Origin of the sequence: Pantoea sp. MHSD4 (assembly GCF_021043305.1) — a bacterium.
In the GTDB taxonomy this organism is placed as follows: Bacteria; Pseudomonadota; Gammaproteobacteria; order Enterobacterales; family Enterobacteriaceae; genus Pantoea; species Pantoea eucalypti.
Genome location: NZ_JAJNDH010000003.1, coordinates 434,478 through 459,986, shown reverse-complemented (window position 1 = coordinate 459,986; position 25,509 = coordinate 434,478). Strand labels below are relative to the sequence as shown.

Here is a 25,509-nt window from a genome sequence, read left to right as displayed (position 1 = left end):
CTTCCTGTTCACACTGGATGCGCAGGAATAAACCATGAAAGGTACAGCTCTCCCGTTTCGGGAAAAACTGGGATATGGCATGGGTGATGCCGGATGCAACATGATTGGCGGTGCCATCATGCTGTTCCTGAACTACTTCTATACCGATGTTTTCGGCCTTGCTCCGGCGCTGGTGGGAACCCTGCTGCTTTCGGTCAGGGTGCTGGATGCGGTTACCGATCCGATTATGGGCGCCATCGCCGATCGCACCCAGAGTCGCTGGGGCCGTTTTCGTCCCTGGCTGCTGTGGGTTTCCGTTCCCTATGTGGTCTTCAGCGTTCTGATGTTCACCACACCAGACTGGACCTATCACAACAAGGTCATCTGGGCGTTCGTCACCTACTTCCTGATGTCACTGACGTATACCGCGATTAATATTCCTTATTGCTCGCTGGGTGGCGTGATTACCAACGACCCTGGTGAACGCGTCTCCTGCCAGTCCTACCGTTTTGTCATGGTCGGTATCGCCACGCTGATACTTTCTCTGTCGCTGCTGCCGATGGCGGAGTGGTTTGGTGGGGAAGATAAAGCGCGCGGCTACCAGATGGCGATGGCGGTGCTGGCCACGATTGGTCTGGCGATGTTTCTGTTCTGCTTTGCCACAGTTCGTGAACGTATCCGCCCTGCTGTACCGAGCAATGATGACCTGAAAAAAGATCTGCGTGACGTCTGGAAGAATGACCAGTGGGTGCGCATTCTGCTGCTGACCTTCTGTAACGTCTGTCCTGGCTTCATCCGCATGGCAGCCACCATGTATTACGTCACCTGGGTCATGGGTCAGTCCACGCACTTCGCCACGCTGTTTATCAGCCTGGGCGTGATTGGCATGATGTTCGGCAGCACGCTGGCGAAACTGCTCACCGATCGCTGGTGCAAACTCAAAGTCTTCTTCTGGACTAATATCGCATTGGCGCTCTTCTCCTGCGGCTTTTACTGGATCGATCCTCACGCCACGGTGATGGTCGTAGTGGCTTACTTTGTGCTGAATATCCTGCATCAGATCCCTTCTCCGCTGCACTGGTCGCTGATGGCGGATGTGGATGACTACGGCGAGTGGAAAACCGGCAAGCGCATCACCGGCATCAGCTTCTCCGGCAACCTGTTCTTCCTCAAGGTGGGACTGGCAGTGGCCGGTGCAATGGTCGGCTTTCTGCTGTCGATCTATGGCTACAATGCGGGTGCTAAACAGCAGTCCCCTGAAGCGATTAACGGCATCATGCTGCTCTTCACCATCATTCCAGGCGTCGGCTATCTGATTACCGCCGGCGTGGTGCGGCTGATGAAGGTCGACCGCAAAATGATGATTACCATCCAGCAGGATCTCGCGCTGCGCCGCGAAAACTTCCACGAGTTACACGCTGTTCGCCTGCGCGACGGTGCTGCTACGCCAACCGGAGATGTTAAATGACTGCAATCCTGCCGAATCCTTTTATTGAGCAGCGCGCCGACCCCTTTATCCTTCGCCATGAACAGCACTACTACTTTGTGGCATCAGTACCGGAGTATGACCGGCTGGAGATCCGACGCGCCACAACGCTGGCTGGCCTGCGCAGCGCCGAGCCGGTCGTGGTCTGGCGCAAGCCTGATAGCGGCCCCTGTAGCGAGTTAATCTGGGCACCCGAATTGCACTACATTGACGGCCAGTGGGTTATCTATTTCGCAGCAGCGCCGACGCGGGAGATCAAAGAGGGACTGTTTCAGCACCGGATGTATGCGCTGGTGTGTGAGGCGGCAGATCCATTGCAGGGCGAATGGCAGCCCTGCCGCCGGGTTTTCAGCCAGCTCGACAGCTTCTCTCTGGATGCCACGCACTTCGTACATCAGGGCAAAAACTGGTATCTCTGGGCGCAAAAAGATCCCGTGATTCCCGGCAACTCTAATCTCTACCTGGCTGAGCTGCTGAATCCCTGGACGCTGAAAGGTACACCGGTGATGCTGAGTCGGCCAGAATATGAGTGGGAGTGCGCAGGGTTTAGCGTGAACGAAGGTCCGGCGGTGATTCGTCACAGCGATCGGCTGTTCGTGACCTACTCCGCCAGCGCTACCGATGAAAATTACTGTCTGGGGATACTGTCGATTGCCGCTGATGCCGATCCGCTTGATGTCACCGCCTGGCAAAAATCGGCACGCCCGGTCTTTGTATCCAGCTGGGACAACCATCAGTATGGGCCAGGCCACAACAGTTTTACCCAGGATGAGGCGGGACGCGACGTGCTGGTTTATCACGCGCGTAACTACACTGAAATTGAGGGCGATCCGTTGTGGGATCCGAACCGCCACACCCGACTGAAATATTTCAGCTGGCGGGAAGATGGCACGCCCGATTTTGGCGTGCCACCTGCCGATTACACCAGCGTGCCGTAAATCGTCAGCAACGCAACGGCAACCACCAGCACCAGTGAAGTGCGTTTCGCTAACGCCACGGCAACCCGTGGCGTTTCTACTTTATCGGTGTGCGGATCGCGTGACAGGGAGAACTGCGCCAGCGTCGTCAGCACCTGATACTGAGAACGGTGACGATCAGTCAGCGAAGCAAACCACGCAGGCAGCGCTTTTTCGCCGTGGCCGAGCAGCGCGTAAGCCACCCCCGCCAGCCGCACCGGGATCCAGTCGAGAAGATGCAGAATCGCATCCACGCCAGACTGCGAACGCGCCATCGGTGTACCATGTTTTGCCAGCCAGCCTTGCCAGGCTCGCAGAAACGCATAACCCACCAGCAGCACCGGACCCCACGGCCCTCCCACCACCAGCCAGAACATCGGCGCAAGGTAGAAGCGGAAGTTTATCCAGATCAGTGCATTCTGCAGTTCACGCAGGAACTCGCGTTCGCTGCATTCTACCGGCACGCCATGAATCAGCGTCAACTCAGCCGCCATCGCCTGATGCGCCGCGTCGTCGTCATGACTGGCTGCTTTCAGATAGCTATGGTAGTGCTGACGCACCGAACCGGCACCGATGCAGAGCAAGCCGGCGACGATCCAGAACAGTAATTGCAGTATACCAAACAGCAGCCCTTTCAGCGCCCAGATGACCAGCGCAGTCAGCGCCATCGCCAGCACAGTCATTAGCAGAGTACGCATCATGGAGAAATGTCGGCGATGCCGAAAAATCGGCTCCAGCCGGTGTTCGAGCTGCCAGTGCTCGCCCAGTTTAAACAGGCGCTCCCAGCCTAAAACCAACAACAAGGTAAACAACGTCATACTGACTCCGCAAAAATCAGGATTTTTGCTGCGTTAACAGCTGTTTGTAGTAGTCCCAGTCAAAAGCAGGTCCGGGATCGGTCTTTCGTACCGGCGCGATGTCACTGTGCCCCGTGATACGTGAAGGCGTTAACGGGTAATGCTGCAGCAGCAACAGGGTTACCTGCTGCAGGGCCCGATATTGCGCTTCGCTATAGGGCTCACTGTCTGTTCCTTCCAGCTCAATCCCTATAGAAAAGTCGTTGCAGTTTTCACGTCCTTCAAACTGCGAAATGCCTGCATGCCAGGCACGTTTATGAAAAGGGACATACTGCACGATCTCCCCGTCACGACGAATCAGGCAGTGTGCCGCGACTTTCAGCGCGGCGATATCCGCAAAATAGGGATGAGCATCCGGCGGAAGTGTGCCGGTGAACAGCTTGTCGATCCACGGCCCGCCAAATTCACCGGGTGGCAGGCTGATATTGTGAATCACCAGCAGTGAAGGCGCTTCATTGTCTGGCCGTTCATTGCAATGCGTTGACGGCACGTGACGCGCTCCGGTCAGCCAGCCCTGTTCGATTTTCATACCCATTTTCCTTGTTTCAGCTGGCTGAGAATAGCATGAATAATAAAGGATTCTTGCCTCTTAGTGTGCCGGTTGGGTCATATGACAACGCTGCGTGTTAAGGATACTAAACAAAATACGATTCGTTGCTGGAACCTGATGGCGGTTCAGGCTATTGTGTCACCCTCTGTCATTTCTCGTTCTGGAGTAAAACACCTATGTCATCTCGTGGTTATGATCCTGACAGCCGCCGTCAGGCACTCATCAAACGCATTGAAAGTGACATCCCGGATGCGGTTGCACTGGCGTTAAAAGAGGATCTTGGTGGAGAGATCGACGCTGACCGGGATATTACTGCCCAGTTGTTACCTGCCGATATCCAGGCTCATGCGCAGGTCATTACCCGTGAAGCGGGTGTTTTCTGTGGTAAACGCTGGGTGGAAGAAGTCTTCATTCAACTCGGCTCGCACGCGACACTGAGCTGGCATGTCGAAGATGGTGATCAGATCGAGGCAGACCAGCTGCTGTTTGAAATCGAGGGTCCTGCCCGACTGCTGCTGACTGCGGAGCGTACCGCGCTTAATTTTGTGCAAACACTCTCGGGCGTTGCCACCGAAGTCAGCCGCTATGTCGCACTGCTGGCGGGAAGCCAGACACAGCTGCTGGACACGCGTAAAACCCTGCCCGGATTGCGGACCGCGCTTAAATATGCCGTGCTCTGTGGCGGTGGCAGCAATCATCGCCTGGGCCTCTCAGATGCCTACCTGATTAAAGAGAACCATATTATTGCCAGCGGCTCAATTGCGCAGGCAGTGGAAAGAGCGCAATGGCTGCAACCCGATGTGCCGGTTGAAGTTGAAGTGGAATCACTGGAAGAGTTGCGTCAGGCGCTGGAAGCCGAAGCCGATATTGTGATGCTGGATAACTTCAGCCTGGAAGAAATGCGTACCGCCGTCGACATCAACCAGGGTCGGACGCTGCTGGAAGTCTCCGGTAACGTTACCGAAACAACCCTGCCACAGATCGCTCTGACCGGCGTGGACTATGTCTCTGTTGGCGCACTGACCAAGCATGTGCGGGCGCTGGATCTCTCGATGCGTTTCAAACAAAAGTAGCCTGCGCTACCGTAACCCGGCCCGGCGATTTTGCGACCCCGCTTCCGGCGCAGTTTCGACTGCGCTGCAATCCTGAAATCTGTTCACACCACACTTTCCAGTTTTCCCCTCTCTGACTGTCTTTTACTGCTACTGATTTTTAACCTGTCGCCTTCTTAATCAGGAGACGATGTGATGAATCATCAACGTGGATTTACGCTGGTTGAATTGATGATTGTGGTCGGTATTGTGGCGATCTTAAGTGCCATCGGCCTGCCCGCTTATCAAAATTATCTGCAGCGCGCTGCCCTCACCGACATGTTGCAAACAATGGTGCCGTTTAAAACTGCGGTAGAGCTCTGCGCCATGGAGCGTGGTGGCCCAACCCAGTGTCATGCAGGAGAAGCGGGCATTCCGGCAGCCAGAGGATCGCGCTACGTCTCGGCACTGAGCGTGACCAACGGTGTGATTGCATTGACTGGCCAGGAAAGTCTCAATGGCCTGAGCGTTGAAATGCTGCCGGTCTGGGACAGCACGGATGGCGGCATCAGATGGCAACGCAGTTGCACCAGTAGCAACAATAGCCTGCGCGACAATTGTCAGGATCAGTTCCGCTTTGCGGATAAAGGGGCCAGCGATGAACAAGCCTGATGAAGCGATCGCGGCTTTATGTCAGCGCTATCGCGCCCTGGTGTTACACCATGATGCCAGTCAGCTGCGTGTGGCCGTCGCAGAAAGCGTGCCGCCCGGACTGTCTGAAGCGCTTCATTTTGCCAGCCAGTGTAAGATTGAGATCGAATGCTGGCCGCAGGCCCGGCTCGACCAGCTTCGGCATGCCGACACACCGCTGGTGGCGCGTGAAGAGGCGCCCGCAGAGTCAGCGATTGAGGCAACACAGCTGATCCTGCGTCAGGCGCTCGAACGCCGCGCCTCCGATGTGCATATCGAACCCTGCCGCGAGGGTTTACGCGTGCGACTGCGCATTGATGGCGTACTGCATCCGCTCTCTTCATTACCTGCCACTCAACCTGCATCGCTGCTGGCACGACTGAAGATTCTCGGCGGGCTGGATATCGCCGAACGACGGTTACCACAGGATGGTCAGTTCAGCATGGAGATCGCCGGTAAACCCGCCTCGTTTCGTCTGGCCACGTTGCCCATCTACGGCGGGGAGAAAGCCGTAGTCAGGCTATTGCAGAGTGAAAGCGCGGCGCTGTCACTGGATAAGCTCGGTTTACCCACTGCGCAGCTACGTCTGTTCTGCGCTGCGCTGGCCCAGCCGCAGGGATTGATTCTGGTGACGGGCCCCACCGGCAGCGGCAAGACATTCACGCTCTACAGCGGACTTAGCGCGCTGAATAAACCTGAAAAAAATCTCTGCAGCGTTGAGGATCCGATTGAGATCCCACTGCCGGGCATCAATCAGACGCAGATCCATGCTAAAAACGGGCTCGATTTTAACCGCGTGCTGCGGGCGCTGCTGAGACAGGATCCCGACGTCATCATGGTGGGCGAAATTCGCGATGCCGAAACGGCAGAGATTGCGGTTAAAGCAGCACAAACCGGACATCTGGTCCTTTCCACGCTGCACACTAACTCCACCGCCGAGACGCTGACCCGGCTTCGACAGATGGGAATTCCCGGTTATCTGCTTGGGTCAGCACTGAAATTGATCGTTGCTCAGCGTCTGGTCAGGCGCCTCTGCCCTCACTGCCGTCAGCCTGCTCAGGCAGTGGCACACTATCCTCCGGAACTCTGGCCTGGCACCCTGCAAACCTGGCGTGCCCCAGGCTGCGACCACTGCTTTTCCGGCTATTTTGGCCGGCTGGCGCTGTTTGAACTACTGCCCATTAATGCCAGACTGCAAAATGCGATCGCCGCCGAGATGCCGCTGGAGAATCTGCTGAATCTGGCGAAACAGCAGGGATTGCGCACCCTGCTGGTTTCCGGTTTAGAAGCGGTAAGTCGGGGCGATACCTCCCTGGAGGAGATGCAACGGGTGATTGGGCTGGACGATGGCTAATGCCTCTTTATTCAGCTGGCAGGCGGTCGACAGTCAGGGTCAGTTACTCAGCGGTCAGCTACTGGCTATCGATAGTGACAATCTGCTGCTGATGCTGGCGCAGCGTGATCTTTTGCCGGTGAGCTGGAAGCGTGAAAAAGTCTGGCGTCCGAGGGACTGGAAGTGGCAGCACAAAACCGATCTCATTCGCCAGCTGGCCACCTTGCTCAAAGCGGGCCTGCCGCTGGCAGAGAGTCTGGTTTTGCTGGCGGAGGGGCAGCCGCATGCTGGCTGGCGGGCCCTGATGCTAGCTCTGCATCATCGGGTACTCAGCGGTGCGCCTTTTTCACAGGCTTTGCGTGAATGGCCGCAGATCTTTCCGGCACTCTATCCGTCCCTGATGGAGGTAGGTGAACTCACCGGTCAGCTGGATGTCTGTTGCAGCGAACTGGCTCAGCAGCAGATCCGCCAGCAGCAGTTATGGCATCAGGTGGGTAAAGCGCTGCGCTATCCTCTTTTTATTCTGCTGGTGGCGATGGCTGTCACCTGCGGCATGCTGCTCTTCGTGCTGCCGGAGTTCGTTGCGGTTTATGACGCCTTTGATGCGCCCCTGCCCGCCTTTACCGCAGCGGTAATGCAGTTATCTGCCGCGCTTCAGGAATGGGGAGGTGTGCTGGCCCTGGGTGTTTCGCTGATGCTGACTGGATGGCATCAGCTGCGACGACGATCTGAGGGCTGGCAACGCCGTGAGCAGGCATTTTTCCTGCGCATCCCGCTGCTTTCCGGATTGTGGCGCGGCACACAACTGACGCAGATCTATACCATTCTGCATCTCACACAGAGCGCCGGGTTAACGCTGTTACAGGGGCTATCCGCCGTTAAGGTAACACTCTCCTCATTGCTCTGGCGGGACGCGATAGCCGGACTGCAGCAACATATTGCTGAGGGAAGTCCTCTGCATCAGGCGCTGATGCAGCATCCGTTGTTCACGCCATTATGTGGTCAGCTGATTCGCGTCGGTGAGGAGGCGGGCGCCCTGGATTTGATGCTGGCACGTCTGGCTGAATGGCATGAGGCCGAAACGCGAGAGCGCGCTGACACACTGGCGGCTTCGCTGGAACCGATGATGATGATGGTGATTGGCGGCATTGTTGGCACACTGGTGATTGCCATGTATCTGCCGGTCTTCGGGCTGGGTGATGCGATGCATTAGGGGCGCACGCTGCGCCCCGGATGGCTATCGGTTAAATACCCGGTTCTCCTGCTCGTTAACCCGAATAAAGGTCGTGCGTTTGGTCAGCTCTTTCAGGCGCTCGGCCCCTACGTAAGTGCAGGCGGAACGCAGCCCACCCAGGATATCGCGTGCTGTCTCAGCCACCGGACCTCTTAAGGGCAGCTTGACCGTTTTGCCTTCTGCCGCACGGTACTGCGCAACACCACCAACGTGACGCTTCATCGCCGATTCGGAACTCATGCCATAAAAGAGCATGGATTTTTCGCCATTCTCTTCAACAACCTGCCCTTCGCACTCATCATGTGCCGCCAGCATGCCACCCAGCATCACGAAGTCAGCACCGCCGCCAAAGGCTTTGGCGATATCCCCCGGCACTGAACAACCGCCATCACTGACAATCTGTCCGCTTAAACCATGCGCCGCATCAGCACACTCGATAACGGCAGAAAGCTGCGGATAACCTACACCGGTTTTTACCCGGGTTGTGCAGACCGAACCCGGGCCAATGCCCACTTTGACAATATCCGCGCCGGAAAGAATCAACTCTTCCACCATTTCGCCCGTGACGACATTACCGGCACAGATTGTTTTAGAGGGGAAAGTTTCACGCGCGCGTTGCAGAAAATCGACAAAATGTTGTGAGTAACCGTTGGCCACGTCGATGCAGATAAACTGCAGATCGTCTGACAGCGCCATAATGGCGACCAGTTTACTGAGATCGGACTCTGAAGTGCCGGTGGAGACCATAACATGTTTAAGGCATGTCGCAGGCACGCGCTGAATGAACGCGCGCCAGTCATCAACGCTGTAATGTTTGTGGACTGCAGTAAGGATATTGAAGCTGGCGAGCGCCTCGGCCATCGAAAATGTGCCGACGGTATCCATATTGGCGGCGATGATGGGTACGCCGCTCCAGCTCAGGCCCGAATGTCTGAAGGTAAAGCTGCGTTCCAGCTCAACCTGTGAGCGACTTTGCAGCGTGGAGCGTTTGGGACGGATTAAGACATCTTTAAAGCCCAGTTTCAGATCTTCTTCAATACGCATAAATAGTGTCCTGGTAAGTGGCAACGAATCGTCGTTCGCGAAGTAAGCACAGCTCCAGTGGCGTTATGATACGCGCCTCTCGCTGTGCGACAAGACTGCGAATTTCACTTTATTTACGCTACAATCCGTTAAATTTAGTTGTGATTTATCGGTGTGATCTGACACCCATTTTTGCCTTTTTTAGTCAGATCATTACCCTGAACCCATGTCGTAAAAGAAGTCAGGTGAGAAACATGCCCTATATCGTCGCGCTTACAGGGGGGATCGGCAGTGGAAAGAGTACGATTGCCCAGGCATTCGCCGCGTCTGACGTGGACATTATTGATGCTGACCTGATTGCCCGTGAAGTTGTTGAACCCGGCACGCCCGCTTTGCAGGCTATAAAGGGGCGCTATGGCGCGTCGATAGTGACGGAGCAGGGCATGCTTGATCGTAAACAGCTTCGCGACATTATTTTCCAGAAGCCGGAAGAGAAAAGCTGGTTAAACGCACTGCTTCATCCGCTGATAAACGCCCGGACGCGACAGCTGATCGCCCAGGCCACCTCACCTTATGTGCTCTGGGTAGTGCCATTACTGGTGGAAAATCAATTACAGCACCAGGCTGATCGGGTACTGGTGGTGGATGTTGATGAGGCAACGCAGTTAGCGCGGACTCAGCAGCGTGACCATCTTTCCGTCGAACAGGCGAAACGTATTCTTGCCGCACAGGCCACGCGCCAGCAACGCCTCGCCTGTGCCGATGACATTATTGATAACAGCGGCGAGCCCGACGACGCCCTGCCACAGGTTGCCGAACTCCATCAGCGCTATCTCAGGCTGGCGGCAACGAAACAGGATTAATACCATGAGTACACCCGTTCTGTTTGAACACCCACTGAATGAAAAAATGCGAACCTGGTTGCGGGTTGAATTTTTGATTAATCAGTTAGATGAAACCACGCCACTGGATAAAACCGTTAATGCGCTGACCTTTTTTCGCCTGATTGGCGAGTTGCTCGACATTTTCGAGCGCGGCGATATGCGGACTGAACTGTTGAAAGAGCTGGAGCGTCAGCAGCAAAAATTACGTGCCTGGGCTGATGTGCCGGGTGTCGACATGACGCTGGTGGATGCTCTGCACGATAAACTAAAAATTCAGTCAACGCAGTTGATGAATGCCCCGCGTATGGGACAACAGCTCCGCGAAGATCGTCTGATTGCTCTGGTGCGCCAGCGACTCAGCATTCCCGGCGGATGCTGCAGCTTTGATTTGCCAGGCCTGCACATCTGGCTCCATCTGCCGCAGGAAACACGCGATGCGCAGGTCGAAGCCTGGATGCAGACGCTCAAGCCCCTGCACCATGCGCTGGCGATGGTACTGGATCTGATCCGCCAGTCCGGCGCATTCCATATGCAGACCAGTCTGAACGGTTTTTATCAGGATAATGCCGAGGGTGCCGATCTGCTGCGATTGCAGTTATCGCTGGACGATGCCCTCTATCCACAGGTGTCCGGACATAAAAGCCGCTACGCCATTCGTTTTATGCCATTTGATAGTGAGCGCGGTGAAGTTCCGGCCCGCCTTAACTTCCAGTTGGCCTGTTGTTAGAGGTAAACATGCAGCAAGAAGTCATGACCGTTTCCTGTCCGCAGTGCGGCAAAGATGTCATCTGGGATGAGCTCAGCCCGTGGCGCCCCTTTTGCAGTAAGCGTTGCCAGCTCATCGATTTAGGTGAGTGGGCCGCAGAAGAGAAACGCATTCCCAGCAGCGACGATATGAACGACAGTGACAACTGGAGTGAAGAAGAGCGCTGATAACAGGATGGGGCGCGCTGCCCCATCCACTCAGAGTTCGCCGGCGACCAGACGCGCAATCAGCTGATGATTCGCTGGCGGAAACTCCTCCGCGACCAGCGCATGCTGATCAACCCAGCGCTGCGGTTGCCCCTCTTTGCCCCACGGCTCCCCTTTCCACCCTTCAACCAGAAAGAAGTGCAGCGTTACGCGCAGATCGTCATAGCTGTGATCTGCATGACCAATCGGGCGAGCCTCGGTGACATCGATCCCGGTTTCTTCCTGGAGCTCCCTTATTAGTCCCTGTTCGGCGCTTTCGCCCGCTTCAATCTTACCGCCAGGAAACTCCCACTTATTTGCCATATAAGAGGTCGATGCGCGCTGGGCAAGGAAAATCTGTTTATTGGCATTGCGAATGATGCCAACTGCAACCTGCAGGTGCTTCATGAAGACTATCCGGTAGTAATGGTGAATGAAGGCTGATTTTAGAGCATGCCGTAACGGAAGTTAACCGCTTTAGCTCAGCATGGGCATAGTCATCGTAGTGGCAAAGGCCATAAAAAAAGGAGCCAGCGGCTCCTTTTTTATCAGCATTTAGCCTCAGGCGATACGGCCATGACACTGCTTATACTTTTTACCGGAACCACATGGGCAGGGATCGTTGCGGCCCACTTTGCGTTCTCCACTTTGCTCAGCCACAGGCTCAGCTGCCAGCAGATCTTCTTCCACATGGCTCAGCTGCTGTTGCTGTGCCAGACGTTCAGCTTCTTCGCGACGCTGTTGCTCCATCGCTTCAACTTCTTCTGGCATGCGCACCTGAACTTTGCTCAGCGTACTGATCACTTCATACTTCAGTGATTCAAGCATTGCGGCGAACATGGCAAAGGATTCACGCTTGTACTCCTGCTTTGGATCTTTCTGCGCATAGCCGCGCAGATGGATACCCTGGCGCAGATAGTCCATCGCTGCCAGATGCTCTTTCCACAGAGAGTCCAGCGTCTGCAGCATCACGCCTTTTTCGAAGTTGCGCATCATTTCCGCGCCCACGATCTCTTCTTTCTCTGCGTAGCTTTCCATGGCATGGGTCATGATGCGTTCACGCAGCACTTCTTCATGCAGATCGGGCTCTTTGTCCAGCCACTCTGCAATCGGCAGGTTAAGATCGAAGTCAGTGCGCAGACGCTCTTCCAGGCCAGGCACGTCCCACATTTCTTCCAGCGACTGTGGCGGAATGTAGGTATCGATAGTGGCTTTGTAGACATCGTGGCGAATGCTGTTGATGGTTTCGCTCACATCAGACACATCCAGCAGCTCATTACGCTGACTGTAGATCGCACGACGCTGGTCGTTAGCCACATCATCATATTCCAGCAGCTGCTTACGGATATCGAAGTTACGGCTTTCGACTTTACGCTGTGCGTTGGCAATCGCTTTAGTCACCCACGGGTGCTCAATCGCTTCACCTGGCTTCATCCCCAGTTTACGCATCATATTTGACACGCGGTCTGAGGCGAAAATACGCATCAGCGCATCTTCCATCGACAGGTAGAAGCGTGAAGAACCGGCGTCACCCTGACGACCTGCACGACCACGCAGCTGGTTATCGATACGACGCGATTCGTGACGCTCAGTACCCACAATATGCAAACCACCTGACGCCAGAACTGCATCATGACGAATCTGCCAGGCCGCTTTAATCTCTTCGATTTGCGCTTCAGTTGGCTCTTCCAGTTCGGCCACTTCAGCGTGCCAGCTACCGCCCAGCATAATGTCCGTACCACGTCCGGCCATGTTGGTCGCGATAGTGACCGCGCCCGGCTGGCCGGCCTGTGCCACGATATCCGCTTCGCGGGCGTGGAATTTGGCGTTCAGGACGTTATGTTTGATACCGGCGCGGGTCAGTTCATTAGAGACCACTTCTGATTTTTCAATCGAGATCGTGCCCACCAATACCGGCTGTCCATTGGCTGTACGCTCACGGATATCTTCGATAATCGCATCGATCTTCTCTTTCTCTGTCATGTAGACCAGGTCAGCCAGATCTTTACGCACCATCGGACGGTTAGTCGGCACGACAATGGTGTCGAGCTTGTAAATAGAGCTGAATTCGAACGCTTCGGTATCAGCAGTACCGGTCATACCGGCCAGCTTTTCGTAAATACGGAAGTAGTTCTGGAAGGTAATAGAGGCCAGCGTCTGGTTCTCGTTCTGGATCTCTACGCCTTCTTTCGCTTCAATCGCCTGATGCAGACCATCTGACCAGCGACGACCCTGCATGGTACGGCCGGTGTGTTCATCAACGATTACCACTTCGCCATCTTTCACGATGTAATCAACATCGCGGGTAAAGAGTGCATGCGCGCGCAGTGCCGCAGTGACGTGGTGCATCAGCATGATGTTGGTCGGTGAGTAAAGTGACTCGCCCGCCTCCATAATGCCCTGGCTGACCAGCAGCTCTTCCACTTTCACCAGACCGCGTTCAGACATATGAGCCTGACGCGCTTTCTCATCGACCCAGAAGTCGCCTTCACCCTGATGGGTTTCGGTATCTTCTTTATCCTGGCGAACCAGATGAGGGATGATCTTGTTCACTTTGGTGTAGAGATCAGAACTGTCTTCTGCCGGACCGGAGATGATCAGCGGTGTACGCGCTTCATCGATCAGGATGGAGTCGACCTCATCCACCAGCGCATAGTGCAGTTTACGCTGTACGCGCTCTTCCGGGCTGAACGCCATGTTGTCGCGCAGGTAGTCGAAGCCATACTCGTTGTTGGTGCCGTAGGTAATGTCTGCTGCATAAGCTTCACGCTTCGCCACAGCCGGCAGGCCCGACATGTTGATACCAATCGTCAGACCCAGGAACTCAAACAGTGGTCGGTTGTTTTCCGCATCACGCTGTGCCAGATAGTCGTTGACGGTCACCACGTGAACACCTTTACCAGACAGCGCATTCAGGTAGGCTGGCAGCGTTGCGGTCAGGGTTTTACCTTCACCGGTACGCATCTCAGCGATGCAGCGGTCGTTCAGCACCATGCCGCCGATCAGCTGCACATCAAAGTGACGCATACCGAACACACGTTTACTCGCTTCACGCACGGTCGCGAACGCTTCCGGGATCAGACTCTCCAGCGATTCACCTTTTTTCAGGCGATCGCGGAACAGGTCGGTTTTAGCTTTCAGTTCATCGTCAGAGAGCTTCTCAAAATCAGGCTCCATCTTATTGATGACATCCACCACCTTGCGCATACGACGCAGCGTACGATCGTTACTGCTACCAAAAACCTTGGTTAATATTTTGCTAAACATAATAAATATATTCTCAATTCAGCCGGAATATTCCGGACTGCGAAATCTAAACAGAGTGAGTAAAACCAATACTATTAGCAGAACAATCGGGCGGGTCCGGCGCGGATGCCATGCACACTGGCATGCCATTCTACCCATGAACGGGTAACGGCCATGAAGAGAGGCGGTGTTGCCATCTGCTGCGGTACGGTATGCAGCGCAGAGTGCGATGTCAGTAAATTATGCAGTGAGTCAATCAGCGCCAGCTTTTGGGCCGCCAGCGGTAACTGCTGTTGTTCCGCCTGCGCCTGGGGGGCAAGCGTGAAAGAGAGGTGACGAATAACGGTGCGGATGGCGTGCTGATGCCAGTAATCCACGCTGAAGCTCGGGCGCCGTGACGCTTCCTGGAGCCGGATTAAATGATCAAAGCGTGTGGCATTGCCAAGAAAGAGGCTGCTGGCTGGCGATTCAGAGGACGCGTTGGGTTCGGCGCTTTGCGCACAGGCTGGCAGGCCAAAGCTGGCCGCTACCATCCCTAACAGGAGATGAGGCCAGAAATAGCGTCTACCTAATTGTCGCCAGCGCTGAAGAATCCCGATCACAACCTTTCCATCGCGCACGCTCTGTTGCGCTCTTGTTTTCGTGTACCCGCCGCGAGCCGCAACGGATTTCGGCCTGTAAAAGCGCCACAGATAGTAACATTAATGTGGGGCATCCACACCTGGGATTAAAGTGGCGGCGTGAGAAAAGGCGTGTGATTGTTCAGCAATTCAGCAGAACAGACAATGTGTTGCGAGCGACGTCGCAGTCGTCAGGAGTATGACAGAAAGCCATAAAAAAACGGCTGGTGCCGCTGACCGGAGAGGGTGTCAGCATAACCAGCCGTTTTACGTTCTGGGGTAGTTAAGCCAGAACCAGATTCGGTGCTTTGAATGCCACTGGCAGTTCAGCTTCGTCTTCGAAGGTTGCCCATTCCCAGGCTTCCTGCTTAGCCAGAACCGCTTGCAGCAACTTGTTATTCAGCGCGTGACCCGATTTAAACGCAGAGAATGCGCCAATGATGTTGTGACCACACATAAACAAGTCGCCAATCGCGTCCAGCATTTTGTGACGAACAAACTCGTCCTCAAAACGCAGACCTTCTTCATTCAGTACGCGGAAATCATCCAGACCTATCGCACAATCTAAGCTACCGCCCAGGCACAGGCCTTTAGACTGCAGATATTCGATTTCACGCATAAAGCCAAATGTACGCGCCCGGCTGATTTGACGAACAAAGGCGTCAGCAGAGAAGTTCATCGCATAGCGCTGTGAGCTGGAGTCGATAGCCGGGTGTTTGAAGTCGATGGTGAAATCAAGCGAGAAACCGTTGTACGGTTTGATCTCGGCCCATTTGTCACCCTCTTCCACACGCACGGTCTGCTTAACACGCACAAATTTCTTCGCGCTGTTGAGCTGCTCGATACCCGCATCCATCAGCAGATAGATAAACGGTGCTGCGCTGCCATCCATGATCGGGATTTCCGGCGCATCGACTTCAACAATAATGTTGTCGATACCCAGACCCGCCAGGGCGGCATTGAGGTGTTCAACCGTTGAAATACGCACGCCTTCATCATTCACCAGGCAGGTACTCAGCATGGTGTCGCGCACGTATTTTGCATCAGCCGGAAAATCTACCGGTGGATTCAAGTCGGTGCGACGATAGATGACCCCGGTATTAGCCGACGCAGGGCGTAATGTCAGTGTGACTTTTTTGCCGGTATGTAAACCGACACCCGTCGCCTGAACAATACGTTTTAATGTCCTTTGTTTGATCATCGCATTATCTCGCAGTATCACCTTTCCGACCGCCAGTATACTTTACCAGCGGACAGACACTTTAGCACAAAGAGCGGATAATCCCAATTATAGGGTTAATCCTAATCGGCCTGCTTACGTAAAAAGGCCGGAATATCAAGATAGTCAGGCTCTTTGTTCGACTGCGCAGCCTGGTCATTTACGACTTTGGCAGCGGGTTTCTGCTCCTGCGGCAGCGGTGACATACCGTGCTGCTGATAGCGATGGTCCATCACTGGCTGACTGGCTGGCTTGTTGGTGACCAGCGTGATTTCCGGACGCTTGTCCATGCCGATACCGGTTGCCACGACAGTGACGCGCAGTTCGTCATTCATTTCCGGATCCAGAGAGGTACCGATTACAACGGTTGCGTTGTCAGAGGCGAAGGCGCGGATAGTGTTACCCACGGTCTCGAACTCATCCAGACGCAGGTCGAAGCCCGCAGTAATGTTGACCAGCACGCCACGGGCGCCTGACAGATCAATATCTTCCAGCAGTGGGCTGGAGATCGCCATTTCAGCCGCTTCTTCCGCACGATCTTCACCGCACGCAACGCCTGAACCCATCATGGCATAACCCATTTCGGACATCACTGTACGCACGTCAGCAAAGTCGACGTTCATCAGGCCCGGACGAGTGATCAGCTCGGCAATACCCTGGACTGCGCCTTTCAGCACGTCGTTAGCAGCGCCAAATGCATCCAGCAGGGAAATACCACGGCCCAGCACTTTCAGCAGCTTGTCGTTGGGAATAGTGATCAGTGAATCGACGTGCTTAGAAAGTTCAGCGATCCCCTGCTCAGCAAACGCCATGCGCTTTTTGCCTTCGAAGTTGAACGGCTTGGTAACAACGGCCACCGTCAGGATACCGAGATCCTTAGCCACTTCAGCAACTACAGGGGCTGCACCGGTACCGGTACCGCCGCCCATGCCTGCTGCGATGAAGACCATGTCTGCCCCTTCCAGCGCAGCCCGCAGTGCTTCGCGATCTTCTTCTGCTGAGTTACGGCCTACTTCCGGATTCGCACCCGCACCCAGACCTTTGGTAATGTTATTACCGATCTGAATGGTCTGGCCGACAGCTGTTTTACGCAGCGCTTGCGCGTCGGTATTCACAGCAAAGAATTCCACACCTTCGATACGTTCGCGTACCATGTGCTCTACGGCGTTACCGCCGCCGCCACCGACGCCGATGACTTTAATCACCGCGTCGTTGGTTAATTCCATAGGTTCAAACATGATTTCTCTCCGTTATGTGCCTGTCGCCTGGAGATCACTAAAGAAAACAGCATGATCCCCTTTCACAAAAATTAAAACTCTTTTTTTAACCAACTGTTAATACGCTTGAACCAGTTACCTACTGAGACCCGTTTTTCGGTCTCTGCATCACCGTTCATGTGCGACTCTTTGCCGTAATGCAACAGTCCCACGGCAGTGGAGTAGTACGATTCCTGCGCATAGTCAGTCAGGCCGGTAATATTCAGCGGCTGTCCGATACGCACCTGCGTATGGAATACGCGTTGCGCACAGGCCGCCAGTCCTTCAATTTGCGCTGCACCACCGGTCAGGACAATGCCTGCGGCTAAGTGATGCTTTACGCCCTGCTGACGCAGTTGTTCCTGTAACTGCAGAATCTCGTCATTAACCAGATTCAAAAGTTCGGTATAACGCGGCTCAATCACTTCCGCCAGCGTCTGACGTTGCAGGCTGCGTGGTGGACGTCCGCCCACGCTCGGTACCTCAACGTTCTCATCTTTGCCGACAATCGAGCCCAGCGCGCAACCATGACGCACTTTAATCGCTTCAGCATCCGTTGGCGGTGTGCCAAACGCATAGGCGATATCGCTGGTGACGACGTTGCCTGCATACGGAATAACCTTAGTGTGCCGTAAAGCGCCGCCGGTATATACGGCTATGTCCATTGTACCGCCACCAATATCGACAACACACACGCCCAGCTCACGTTCGTCTTCAGTCAAAACGGCAAAACTGGAGGCGAGACCGGCAAAAATCAGCTGATCTACTTTCAGTCCGCAACGCTCAACGGCTTTAACGATGTTCTTCGCCATGTCGTTGTGGCAGGTGATCAGGTGCACTTTCGCCTGCATACGCACGCCAGAAAGCCCAACCGGATTCTTGATCCCTTCCTGATAGTCGATCGCGTATTCCTGAGGAATAACGTGCAGGATGCGATGCTCGTCGCGCACTCTCACCGATTTAGCGGTATGTACGACATTCTCTACATCATCCTGAGTCACTTCCTCTTCTGAAATCGGAACCATCCCGATTTCGTTCTGACAACTGATATGTTTGCCCGATAAAGCAAGGTAGACGGAGGAGATCTGGCAATCCGCCATCAGCTCAGCCTGATCGATGGCGCGCTGAACGCATTTCACCACCGACTCAAGATCGTTTACGCCACCTTTATCCATACCACGGGAAGGACAGCTGCCCACCCCAATAATGTTGACCATACCATCGGGCAGAATTTCCCCAACCAGGGCGGCAACTTTCGCAGTGCCGATTTCGAGTCCAACTACCAGTTTTCTGTCCGTTGCCTTGATCATTGTTGTTTAGCCTGTGCCTGGTTCTGTTGCTGATTACTGTCCTGTGGCTCCATCACGACCGGTGTCCAGCCAACAGAAGCGCCCGAGTCATATCGCAAATCCACGTAGCTGATACGTTTGCTCTCGTTCTGACCTTGCTGTTGCAGTACCGGGTAGAGCTCAATAAAGCGATTCAGTCGTTTCATGGTGTCGCTGCGTCCCAGTTCGATGCGTACATCATCACTGGTGACCAGCTGCCATGAACGACGGGCCGTCATTGACGCCACCTTCAGGGTAAACTTCCGGGCTTTTAGCACATCATCCATGCTGTGATAGCCTGCCAGGACCTCTTTCTCACTCCCTTCTGGCCCATACAGCATCGGCAGTGTCTCTTTGCCGACATGACTGGCGGGTACGCTGAAGGCGTTACCTTCTGCATCCACCATATGCAAATCGTTCCAGCGCGCCACCGGCGTGTACTCCACCAGGTGGATCTTCAGTTCGTCCGGCCACTGCTTACGCACACTGACCTGCTTAATCCACGGCAGCCGCTCAATCTGCTGCTGCAGAATGTCCACATTCTGTGACATAAACGTGCCGGGCGGACCCAGCGACAAAATCGCCTGTCGAATATCGTCGTGCGTGGTGTAATGCGTCTGTCCTGTCACCACCAGTTTTGACAACGGCAGCCGGGACGCATCGTTCATCCACTTCAGCACCACCAGCCCGCCGGCAACCATAATCCCGATAACGATCAGCAGGAAAAAAATGCCGAACAGTCGGGCACCATTACTGCGCCCGGTGCGAATACGCTCCTGCGGTTCACGGTTTCGAACTCTCATCGCCGCCTGTGACATATCAGTCGGCCAACTCCAGAATATGGGCTACCAGCTGCGGGAAGCTCATACCCGCCTGTTTTGCTGCCATAGGAACCAGACTGTGGCTGGTCATGCCTGGTGAAGTATTGGCTTCCAGTAACTGAAAGCGCCCTTCCCCGTCGGTCATCACATCAACCCGTCCCCAGCCACGACAGCCCAGCGCACGCCAGGCCGCCAGCACCAGCTGCTGCAATTCAGCTTCACGTTCAGCACTTAACTCGGCCGGACAGACGTACTGAGTATCGTCAGAAATGTATTTAGCTTCATAGTCATAGAACTCGCTGGCGCTCTTTATTTCTATTGAGGGCAGGATACGATCGCCCACAATCGCGACGGTATACTCCGCGCCGCTGAGAAACGCCTCGACCAGTACGTCATTGTCGTACTTAAACGCCATCTCCAGTGCCGCTGGCAGCGCGTGCAGATCGTTAACACGGCTGATGCCCACGCTGGAGCCTTCACAGGCTGGCTTCACAAACAGTGGCAGGCCAAGCGCTGCAATCGCCGCGTTGCTCTCCTCATCCAGCCCGCCCTCAAACTGCTGACGCGTCAGCCAGACAAATTTTCCTGATGGTAAACCACGCCCCTGCCACAGCAGTTTGGTGCGCAACTTATCCATCGTCACCGCCGATGCCATCACGCCGCTGCCGGTGTAAGGCAGTTGCAGGAATTCCAGCACCGCCTGCATCGTGCCATCTTCACCGCCGCGACCATGTAGCGCGATAAAGGCTTTGGTAAAGCCCTGCTCTTTCAGCGTCAGCACGGAGACATCGCGGGTATCGATGCCATGTGCATCGATACCCATTTCCCGCAATCCGGCAATCACGGCCTGACCCGAGTTGAGCGAAACCTCGCGCTCTGCCGACGTGCCACCCATTAATACTGCAATTTTATCCGCCATGACGATCCTCCGCTTTGCGTTCCGGCTGGAGCTTCGTGTCCGCCAGCTTGCGGGCAACCTTGCCGACGTTCCCGGCACCCTGTACCAGAATCAGGTCATTGCCTGACAGCAGCGGTGCAAGCATCTCCGGCAGTGCGTCATGTTCCGGCACCAGAATCGGATCGACCTTGCCCCGGTTACGAATGGCACGGCAGAGCGAACGACTGTCAGCGCCGGGAATCGCGGTCTCACCAGCGGAGTACACATCCAGCATCAGCAACACATCGACATGCGACAGTACGTTGGCGAAATCATCAAACAGATCGCGGGTACGGCTATAACGGTGCGGCTGAAACACCATCACCAGCTTTTTATCTGGCCAGCCTGCGCGCGCGGCTTTAATCGTCGCGTCAACTTCGGTTGGGTGATGACCGTAATCATCCACCAGCATCGCGGTGCCCGGTTGTCCATTAACCGGCTCGGTCGGGAATTCACCCAGCAGATCAAAGCGACGGCCTGTGCCCTGGAAGCTCTCCAGTGCGGCCAGAATCGCATTGTCTTCGATGCCTTCTTCACTGGCGACGGCGACAGCGGCGGCTGCGTTCAGGGCATTGTGGCGGCCCGGCGCGTTCAGCGTAATCTGCAGCGGCGCTTTATCCTGACGAATCAGAGTGAAATGCCCCTGCGCGCCACTCTGCTCGTAATTTTCAATGCGCAGATCCGCATCGTCACTGAAACCGTACGTGGTGATATGACGGCCCACGCGAGGAAGCAGGTCACGAATAACTGCATCATCCACGCACATCACCGCACGACCGTAAAACGGCAGGTTGTGCAGGAAGTTAATAAAGGTCTGCTTCAGGTTCTCAAAATCGCCCTGATAGGTGTCCATATGATCAGCTTCAATGTTGGTCACAATCGCCACCATCGGCTGCAGATGCAGAAACGACGCATCGCTCTCATCCGCTTCAGCAATCAGATACCGGCTGTTACCCAGACGGGCATGGGTTCCAGCTGCTTTAACCAGTCCGCCGTTAACGAAAGTTGGATCGAGACCCGCTTCCGCATAAATGCTCGACACCATCGCCGTCGTCGTCGTTTTGCCATGGGTCCCTGCAACGGCAATGCCGTGACGGAAACGCATCAGTTCAGCCAGCATCTCCGCGCGACGGATCACCGGAATGCGCTGTTCACGTGCTGCTACCAGTTCAGGGTTATCCTGTGAAACGGCGCTGGAGACCACGACCACGCTGGCATCGGTCACGTTTTCAGGGCGATGGTTAAAATAAATAGTGGCACCCAGCGCAATCAGATTCTGCGTCACCGGGTTAGGGGCCAGATCTGAACCGCTGATATGGTAGCCTTCATTTGCTAACACTTCGGCAATACCGCCCATGCCAGCACCGCCGATGCCGACAAAGTGGATGTGCCGGACGCGACGCATCTCGGGCACGATAGAACGCAGTTTTGCCAATTGTTGTGTATTCATCGCTCTCTGTTACCTGCTATTTCAGTTTGTACCCAGTCCGGGTACAGGTCAGACGCGCTGACCGGAATGATTACTTTGCGGCGCGAGCCACTTCCTGAGCGACTCGTTCAGTCGCATCGGGGATAGCCACCTGACGGGCCTGTTCAGCCATCGTCAGCAGTGTTGCACGATCCCAGTGGCGTAGCAGATCCGCTACAGCCTCCGCAGTAAATTGCGGCTGCTCAAAAATTCTGGCGGCGCCCGCTTTTTCCAGCGGCAGCGCGTTCCAGTACTGCTGGCGATCTTTGTGCTGAAACGGCACAAAAATGGCCGGTAAACCAGCGGCAGCAACTTCGCTCACGGTTAACGCACCGGAGCGGCATACCACCACATCAGCCCAGGCATAGGCAGCAGCCATATCATCAATAAATTCGGTCACTTTATGCTGCGTCTGACCGACCTGCTGATACGCTTTCTCTGTTTCAGGCAACGCCCCTTTACCGGTCTGATGCCACAGGGTGATCTCATCACCCACCAGCGCCGCAATCTGCGGTAGCGTCTGGTTCAGTATCCGTGCGCCCTGACTTCCACCAATCACCAGCACCCGAATCGGGCCATGACGGTCTGCCAGACGTTGCGCAGGTAAAGGCAGTGCCAGAACGTCAGTGCGAACCGGATTTCCTACCACGTCGGCGGCAGGAAACGCGCCCGGAAACGCCTGCAAAACTTTGGTGGCGATTTTCGCCAGCCATTTATTGGTCAGACCGGCAATACCGTTCTGCTCATGCAGCACAACCGGAATACCGCAGCTCCAGGCCGCTAAGCCGCCCGGACCGGAAACGTAGCCGCCCATGCCCAGCACGACATCCGGCTTCCACGCTTTCATGATGCGACGCGCCTGACGCCATGCATTGAAGATGCGCAGCGGTGCCAGCAGCAACGCTTTCATGCCCTTACCGCGTAGTCCGCTGATGCGGATAAAGTCGATTTCGATGCCGTGCTTCGGCACCAGATCGGCTTCCATACGGTCGGCGGTGCCTAACCAGCGAACCTGCCAGCCCTGTTCCATCAGGTGATGGGCGACAGCCAGACCGGGAAAGACATGTCCGCCGGTTCCGCCTGCCATCACCATCAATCGCTTACCGCTCATCGACCACCTCGGGTAAACGCCTGCGCTTTCGCCAGGCGCGTTTCATAATCTATGCGTAATAAAAAAACGATGGCGGTCGACATAATGATCAGACTCGACCCACCGTAACTGATCAGCGGTAAGGTCAGACCTTTGGTCGGTAACATACCTGCGGCAGCCCCGACGTTAACCAGCGCCTGGAAGCTGAACCATACACCGATCGAACAGGCTAAAAAGCCGGAAAAACGCTGATCCAGTTCCAGAGCACGACGGCCAATCGACATCGCACGAAAAGCGACGAAGAATACCATTAAAAGTGCCAATACCACACCGACGTAGCCGAGTTCTTCCCCGATGATGGCGAAAATAAAGTCGGTATGGGCTTCCGGCAGATATTCCAGCTTTTGCACAGAGTTACCGAGCCCCTGCCCCCAGAATTCACCGCGACCAAATGCCATCAGCGACTGAGTCAGCTGGTAGCCGCTACCAAAGGGATCTTCCCACGGATTCCAGAACGACGTCACACGGCGCATACGGTAGGGTTCTGCAATGATCAGCAGAATTACCGCAAAAATGCCGGAGCCGATAATTGCCATGAACTGCCACAGCTTGGCACCGGCCAGGAACAGCATCGCCAGCGTAGTCACAAACAACACAACCACCGTACCGAGGTCCGGCTGTGCCAGCAGTAACACGGCCAGCACGACCATCACGCCCATCGGCTTACAGAAGCCCCAGAAGTTGTTACGCACCTCTTCCACTTTGCGCACCAGATAACTGGCGAGATAACAGAACAGAGAGAGCTTCGACAACTCAGCCGGCTGGATACGCAGTGGACCCAGTGCAATCCAGCGCGATGCACCGTTTACCGAGCTACCAACTACCAGAACAATCAGCAGCATCGCCACCGTGACCATCAGCATCACGTTGCTGTAGCGCTGCCAGAAATCCATCGGCACCCGCAACGTGACCAGTGCCATACCTAATGCCAGCACGATGTAGAAAGCATCACGCTTGGCGAAGTAAAAGAGATCGTCATTCAGACGCTGACCCACCGGCATTGATGCCGACGTCACCATCACAAAACCAATCACCGCCAGGCCCAGCGTGAGCCATAGCAGTGTGCGGTCATAGAGCACCAGTGAAGAGTCATCACTCTCACGTGCGCCCATGACCCAATCTTTCAGGCGTCCTGAGAAATATCCCGCCAGTCCGGCACCAGGAATACGCATCAGCTCAGCTCCTTCGCCAGTTGCGCGAACTGCTCACCGCGCTGCTCAAAGTTACGGAACTGGTCAAGGCTGGCGCAGGCCGGCGACAGCAGAACCATATCGCCTGCGTTAACCTGCGGCGCGATCTGCTCCATCGCCTGCCGCATGGTTTCTGTGCGCACGGCGATATCAGGACGCAGCGCGGCCAGCGCATCACCGTCGCGGCCAAAGCAGTAAAGACGCACGTTGTCGCCCTGCAGCCAGGGGATCAGCGGCGTAAAATCGGCTGACTTACCATCACCGCCCATCAGCAGCCACAGCGTTCCCTGAACCTGCAGGCCATTGAGCGCCGCTTCGGTGCTGCCGACATTGGTCGCTTTGGAGTCATTGATCCAGCGCACGCCCTGATGTTCATGGACCAGCTGGAAACGATGCGCCAGACCGTTAAAGTGCGTTAAGGCCGCCAGGCTTGAAGCGCGTGGCAGACCGACCGCATCGGCCAGCGCCAGTGCCGCCAGCGCGTTGGTATAGTTGTGCTGTCCCACCATCTTCATTTCAGCGGTGTTCAGGACTTTCTCGCCCTTCACCCGCAGCCAGATGCTGCCTTGCTGCTTATTCAGGTGATAGTCACCAAAATCGACACCAAAGCTGACACAGCGGGTATCTGCGCCGCGGACCGGCATTGTCAGTGCGTCATCGGCGTTAACGATGCAGATCTGTGCATTCTCATAAACCCGCAGCTTGGCGGCGCGATACTGCTGCATACCCAGCGGATAGCGATCCATATGATCTTCACTGACGTTGAGCACGGTTGCCGCAGCCGCTTTCAGACTGTATGTGGTCTCAAGCTGGAAGCTGGAAAGTTCCAGTACATAAAGTTGCGCGGGTGATTGCAGCAGACTCAGCGCGGGCAGACCGATATTGCCGCCAACGCCCACCTGCCAGCCCGCGGCTTTCGCCATCTCACCCACCAGCGTTGTAACAGTGCTTTTGCCGTTGGAACCGGTGATCGCCACGATAGGTGCCTGCGCCTCGCGGCAGAACAGCTCAATATCACCGACGATTTCGATTCCGGCTTCGACGGCTTCGCTAAGAATCGGATGCGCCAGCGCGACGCCAGGGCTGGCAACAATCAGATCGGCCGCCAGCAGCCAGTCACCGTTGATGCCGCCCAGGTGACGTTCAACCTGCCCGGGCAATTTATCCAGCCCCGGCGGCGAGACACGGGTGTCCATCACGCGGGGCGTTACGCCCTGCGCTAAAAAGAAATCAACACAGGAGAGCCCGGTAAGGCCCAGCCCGATTATGACAACTTTTCTACCCCGATAGTCAGCCATGA

At 55.4% G+C, this 25,509-nt stretch carries 24 protein-coding genes; 9 read left to right on the top strand and 15 right to left on the bottom strand.

From position 1 onward, the window contains the following. Positions 1-34: 34 nt before the first annotated feature. A complete protein-coding gene (locus LQK91_RS12590) occupies positions 35-1,447 on the top strand; it encodes a glycoside-pentoside-hexuronide (GPH):cation symporter (protein WP_003854714.1) in 1,413 nt (470 codons plus the stop codon). Further along, a complete protein-coding gene (locus LQK91_RS12585; RefSeq protein ID WP_003854715.1) occupies positions 1,444-2,403 on the top strand; it encodes a glycoside hydrolase family 43 protein in 960 nt (319 codons plus the stop codon). The genes LQK91_RS12590 and LQK91_RS12585 overlap by 4 nt, the downstream gene beginning before the upstream one ends. Here the strand turns inward: LQK91_RS12585 and ampE are convergent. Both ampE and ampD read right to left on the bottom strand, forming a co-directional pair. Continuing rightward, positions 2,385-3,239 (bottom strand): beta-lactamase regulator AmpE, encoded by an 855-nt coding sequence (gene ampE / locus LQK91_RS12580; protein WP_003854716.1) that lies wholly within the window; start codon positions 3,237-3,239, stop codon positions 2,385-2,387. The genes LQK91_RS12585 and ampE overlap by 19 nt on opposite strands. A gap of 16 nt (positions 3,240-3,255) precedes the next feature. Continuing rightward, on the bottom strand, positions 3,256-3,807 hold the full coding sequence (gene ampD, locus LQK91_RS12575; protein ID WP_008925586.1) for a 1,6-anhydro-N-acetylmuramyl-L-alanine amidase AmpD: 552 nt from the start codon (positions 3,805-3,807) through the stop codon (positions 3,256-3,258). A gap of 197 nt (positions 3,808-4,004) precedes the next feature. Here ampD and nadC point away from each other — a divergent pair, with 197 nt between their 5' ends. The 4 genes from nadC (at position 4,005) to hofC (ending at position 8,095) form a co-directional block, all read left to right on the top strand. Then, complete coding sequence (gene nadC, locus LQK91_RS12570; protein WP_105099559.1) at positions 4,005-4,901, top strand: carboxylating nicotinate-nucleotide diphosphorylase; 897 nt, start codon at positions 4,005-4,007, stop codon at positions 4,899-4,901. A gap of 174 nt (positions 4,902-5,075) precedes the next feature. Next, complete coding sequence (gene ppdD, locus LQK91_RS12565; protein ID WP_003854719.1) at positions 5,076-5,531, top strand: prepilin peptidase-dependent pilin; 456 nt, start codon at positions 5,076-5,078, stop codon at positions 5,529-5,531. Then, the gene (gspE, locus tag LQK91_RS12560; protein WP_008925584.1) at positions 5,518-6,903 is read left to right on the top strand and encodes a type II secretion system protein GspE; all 1,386 of its coding nucleotides are present in this window, start codon (positions 5,518-5,520) and stop codon (positions 6,901-6,903) included. The genes ppdD and gspE overlap by 14 nt, the downstream gene beginning before the upstream one ends. Continuing rightward, positions 6,896-8,095 (top strand): protein transport protein HofC, encoded by a 1,200-nt coding sequence (hofC, locus tag LQK91_RS12555; protein ID WP_033763242.1) that lies wholly within the window; start codon positions 6,896-6,898, stop codon positions 8,093-8,095. Before gspE ends, hofC begins: the two co-directional genes overlap by 8 nt. A gap of 24 nt (positions 8,096-8,119) precedes the next feature. Here hofC and LQK91_RS12550 read toward each other — a convergent pair whose 3' ends face one another. Next, on the bottom strand, positions 8,120-9,160 hold the full coding sequence (locus tag LQK91_RS12550; RefSeq protein WP_008925582.1) for a GMP reductase: 1,041 nt from the start codon (positions 9,158-9,160) through the stop codon (positions 8,120-8,122). Positions 9,161-9,393: 233 nt separating this feature from the next. On the opposite strand from LQK91_RS12550, the gene coaE reads away from it, so the two are divergent. From coaE to yacG, 3 genes are read left to right on the top strand one after another with little or no spacing between them, the layout of a single operon-like run. After that, the gene (gene coaE, locus LQK91_RS12545; RefSeq protein WP_008925581.1) at positions 9,394-10,002 is read left to right on the top strand and encodes a dephospho-CoA kinase; all 609 of its coding nucleotides are present in this window, start codon (positions 9,394-9,396) and stop codon (positions 10,000-10,002) included. 4 nt (positions 10,003-10,006) lie between these two features. Then, positions 10,007-10,750 carry a cell division protein ZapD gene (gene zapD, locus LQK91_RS12540; RefSeq protein ID WP_105099558.1) on the top strand — a complete coding sequence of 248 codons (744 nt, stop codon included), beginning with the start codon at positions 10,007-10,009 and terminating at the stop codon, positions 10,748-10,750. An 8-nt stretch (positions 10,751-10,758) separates the two neighbouring features. Continuing rightward, entirely contained in the window at positions 10,759-10,956 is a 198-nt protein-coding gene (gene yacG / locus LQK91_RS12535; RefSeq protein WP_003854728.1) for a DNA gyrase inhibitor YacG, read from the top strand. A gap of 30 nt (positions 10,957-10,986) precedes the next feature. Here yacG and mutT read toward each other — a convergent pair whose 3' ends face one another. From mutT to murD, 12 genes are all read right to left on the bottom strand, one after another. Continuing rightward, positions 10,987-11,382 (bottom strand): 8-oxo-dGTP diphosphatase MutT, encoded by a 396-nt coding sequence (gene mutT, locus LQK91_RS12530; protein WP_003854730.1) that lies wholly within the window; start codon positions 11,380-11,382, stop codon positions 10,987-10,989. 153 nt (positions 11,383-11,535) lie between these two features. Beyond that, the gene (gene secA, locus LQK91_RS12525) at positions 11,536-14,241 is read right to left on the bottom strand and encodes a preprotein translocase subunit SecA (RefSeq protein ID WP_105099557.1); all 2,706 of its coding nucleotides are present in this window, start codon (positions 14,239-14,241) and stop codon (positions 11,536-11,538) included. 74 nt (positions 14,242-14,315) lie between these two features. Then, on the bottom strand, positions 14,316-14,822 hold the full coding sequence (secM, locus tag LQK91_RS12520) for a secA translation cis-regulator SecM (protein ID WP_231001620.1): 507 nt from the start codon (positions 14,820-14,822) through the stop codon (positions 14,316-14,318). Between the two features lie 301 nt (positions 14,823-15,123). Then, the gene (lpxC, locus tag LQK91_RS12515) at positions 15,124-16,041 is read right to left on the bottom strand and encodes a UDP-3-O-acyl-N-acetylglucosamine deacetylase (RefSeq protein ID WP_008925578.1); all 918 of its coding nucleotides are present in this window, start codon (positions 16,039-16,041) and stop codon (positions 15,124-15,126) included. A 101-nt stretch (positions 16,042-16,142) separates the two neighbouring features. Next, entirely contained in the window at positions 16,143-17,297 is a 1,155-nt protein-coding gene (gene ftsZ / locus LQK91_RS12510) for a cell division protein FtsZ (RefSeq protein ID WP_003854738.1), read from the bottom strand. A gap of 71 nt (positions 17,298-17,368) precedes the next feature. Then, positions 17,369-18,625, bottom strand: a complete 1,257-nt coding sequence (gene ftsA, locus LQK91_RS12505; protein ID WP_003854739.1) for a cell division protein FtsA — start codon at positions 18,623-18,625, stop codon at positions 17,369-17,371. Next, a complete protein-coding gene (gene ftsQ / locus LQK91_RS12500; RefSeq protein ID WP_003854740.1) occupies positions 18,622-19,461 on the bottom strand; it encodes a cell division protein FtsQ in 840 nt (279 codons plus the stop codon). Before ftsQ ends, ftsA begins: the two co-directional genes overlap by 4 nt. Position 19,462: 1 nt before the next feature. After that, on the bottom strand, positions 19,463-20,383 hold the full coding sequence (locus tag LQK91_RS12495; protein ID WP_105099555.1) for a D-alanine--D-alanine ligase: 921 nt from the start codon (positions 20,381-20,383) through the stop codon (positions 19,463-19,465). Then, the gene (murC, locus tag LQK91_RS12490; RefSeq protein ID WP_008925575.1) at positions 20,373-21,851 is read right to left on the bottom strand and encodes a UDP-N-acetylmuramate--L-alanine ligase; all 1,479 of its coding nucleotides are present in this window, start codon (positions 21,849-21,851) and stop codon (positions 20,373-20,375) included. The genes LQK91_RS12495 and murC overlap by 11 nt, the downstream gene beginning before the upstream one ends. A gap of 70 nt (positions 21,852-21,921) precedes the next feature. Then, positions 21,922-22,980, bottom strand: a complete 1,059-nt coding sequence (gene murG / locus LQK91_RS12485) for an undecaprenyldiphospho-muramoylpentapeptide beta-N-acetylglucosaminyltransferase (RefSeq protein WP_003854746.1) — start codon at positions 22,978-22,980, stop codon at positions 21,922-21,924. Next, positions 22,977-24,191 (bottom strand): cell division protein FtsW, encoded by a 1,215-nt coding sequence (gene ftsW / locus LQK91_RS12480; RefSeq protein ID WP_003854750.1) that lies wholly within the window; start codon positions 24,189-24,191, stop codon positions 22,977-22,979. The genes murG and ftsW overlap by 4 nt, the downstream gene beginning before the upstream one ends. Further along, positions 24,191-25,507, bottom strand: a complete 1,317-nt coding sequence (gene murD / locus LQK91_RS12475; protein ID WP_003854752.1) for a UDP-N-acetylmuramoyl-L-alanine--D-glutamate ligase — start codon at positions 25,505-25,507, stop codon at positions 24,191-24,193. Before murD ends, ftsW begins: the two co-directional genes overlap by 1 nt. Positions 25,508-25,509 lie beyond the last annotated feature (2 nt).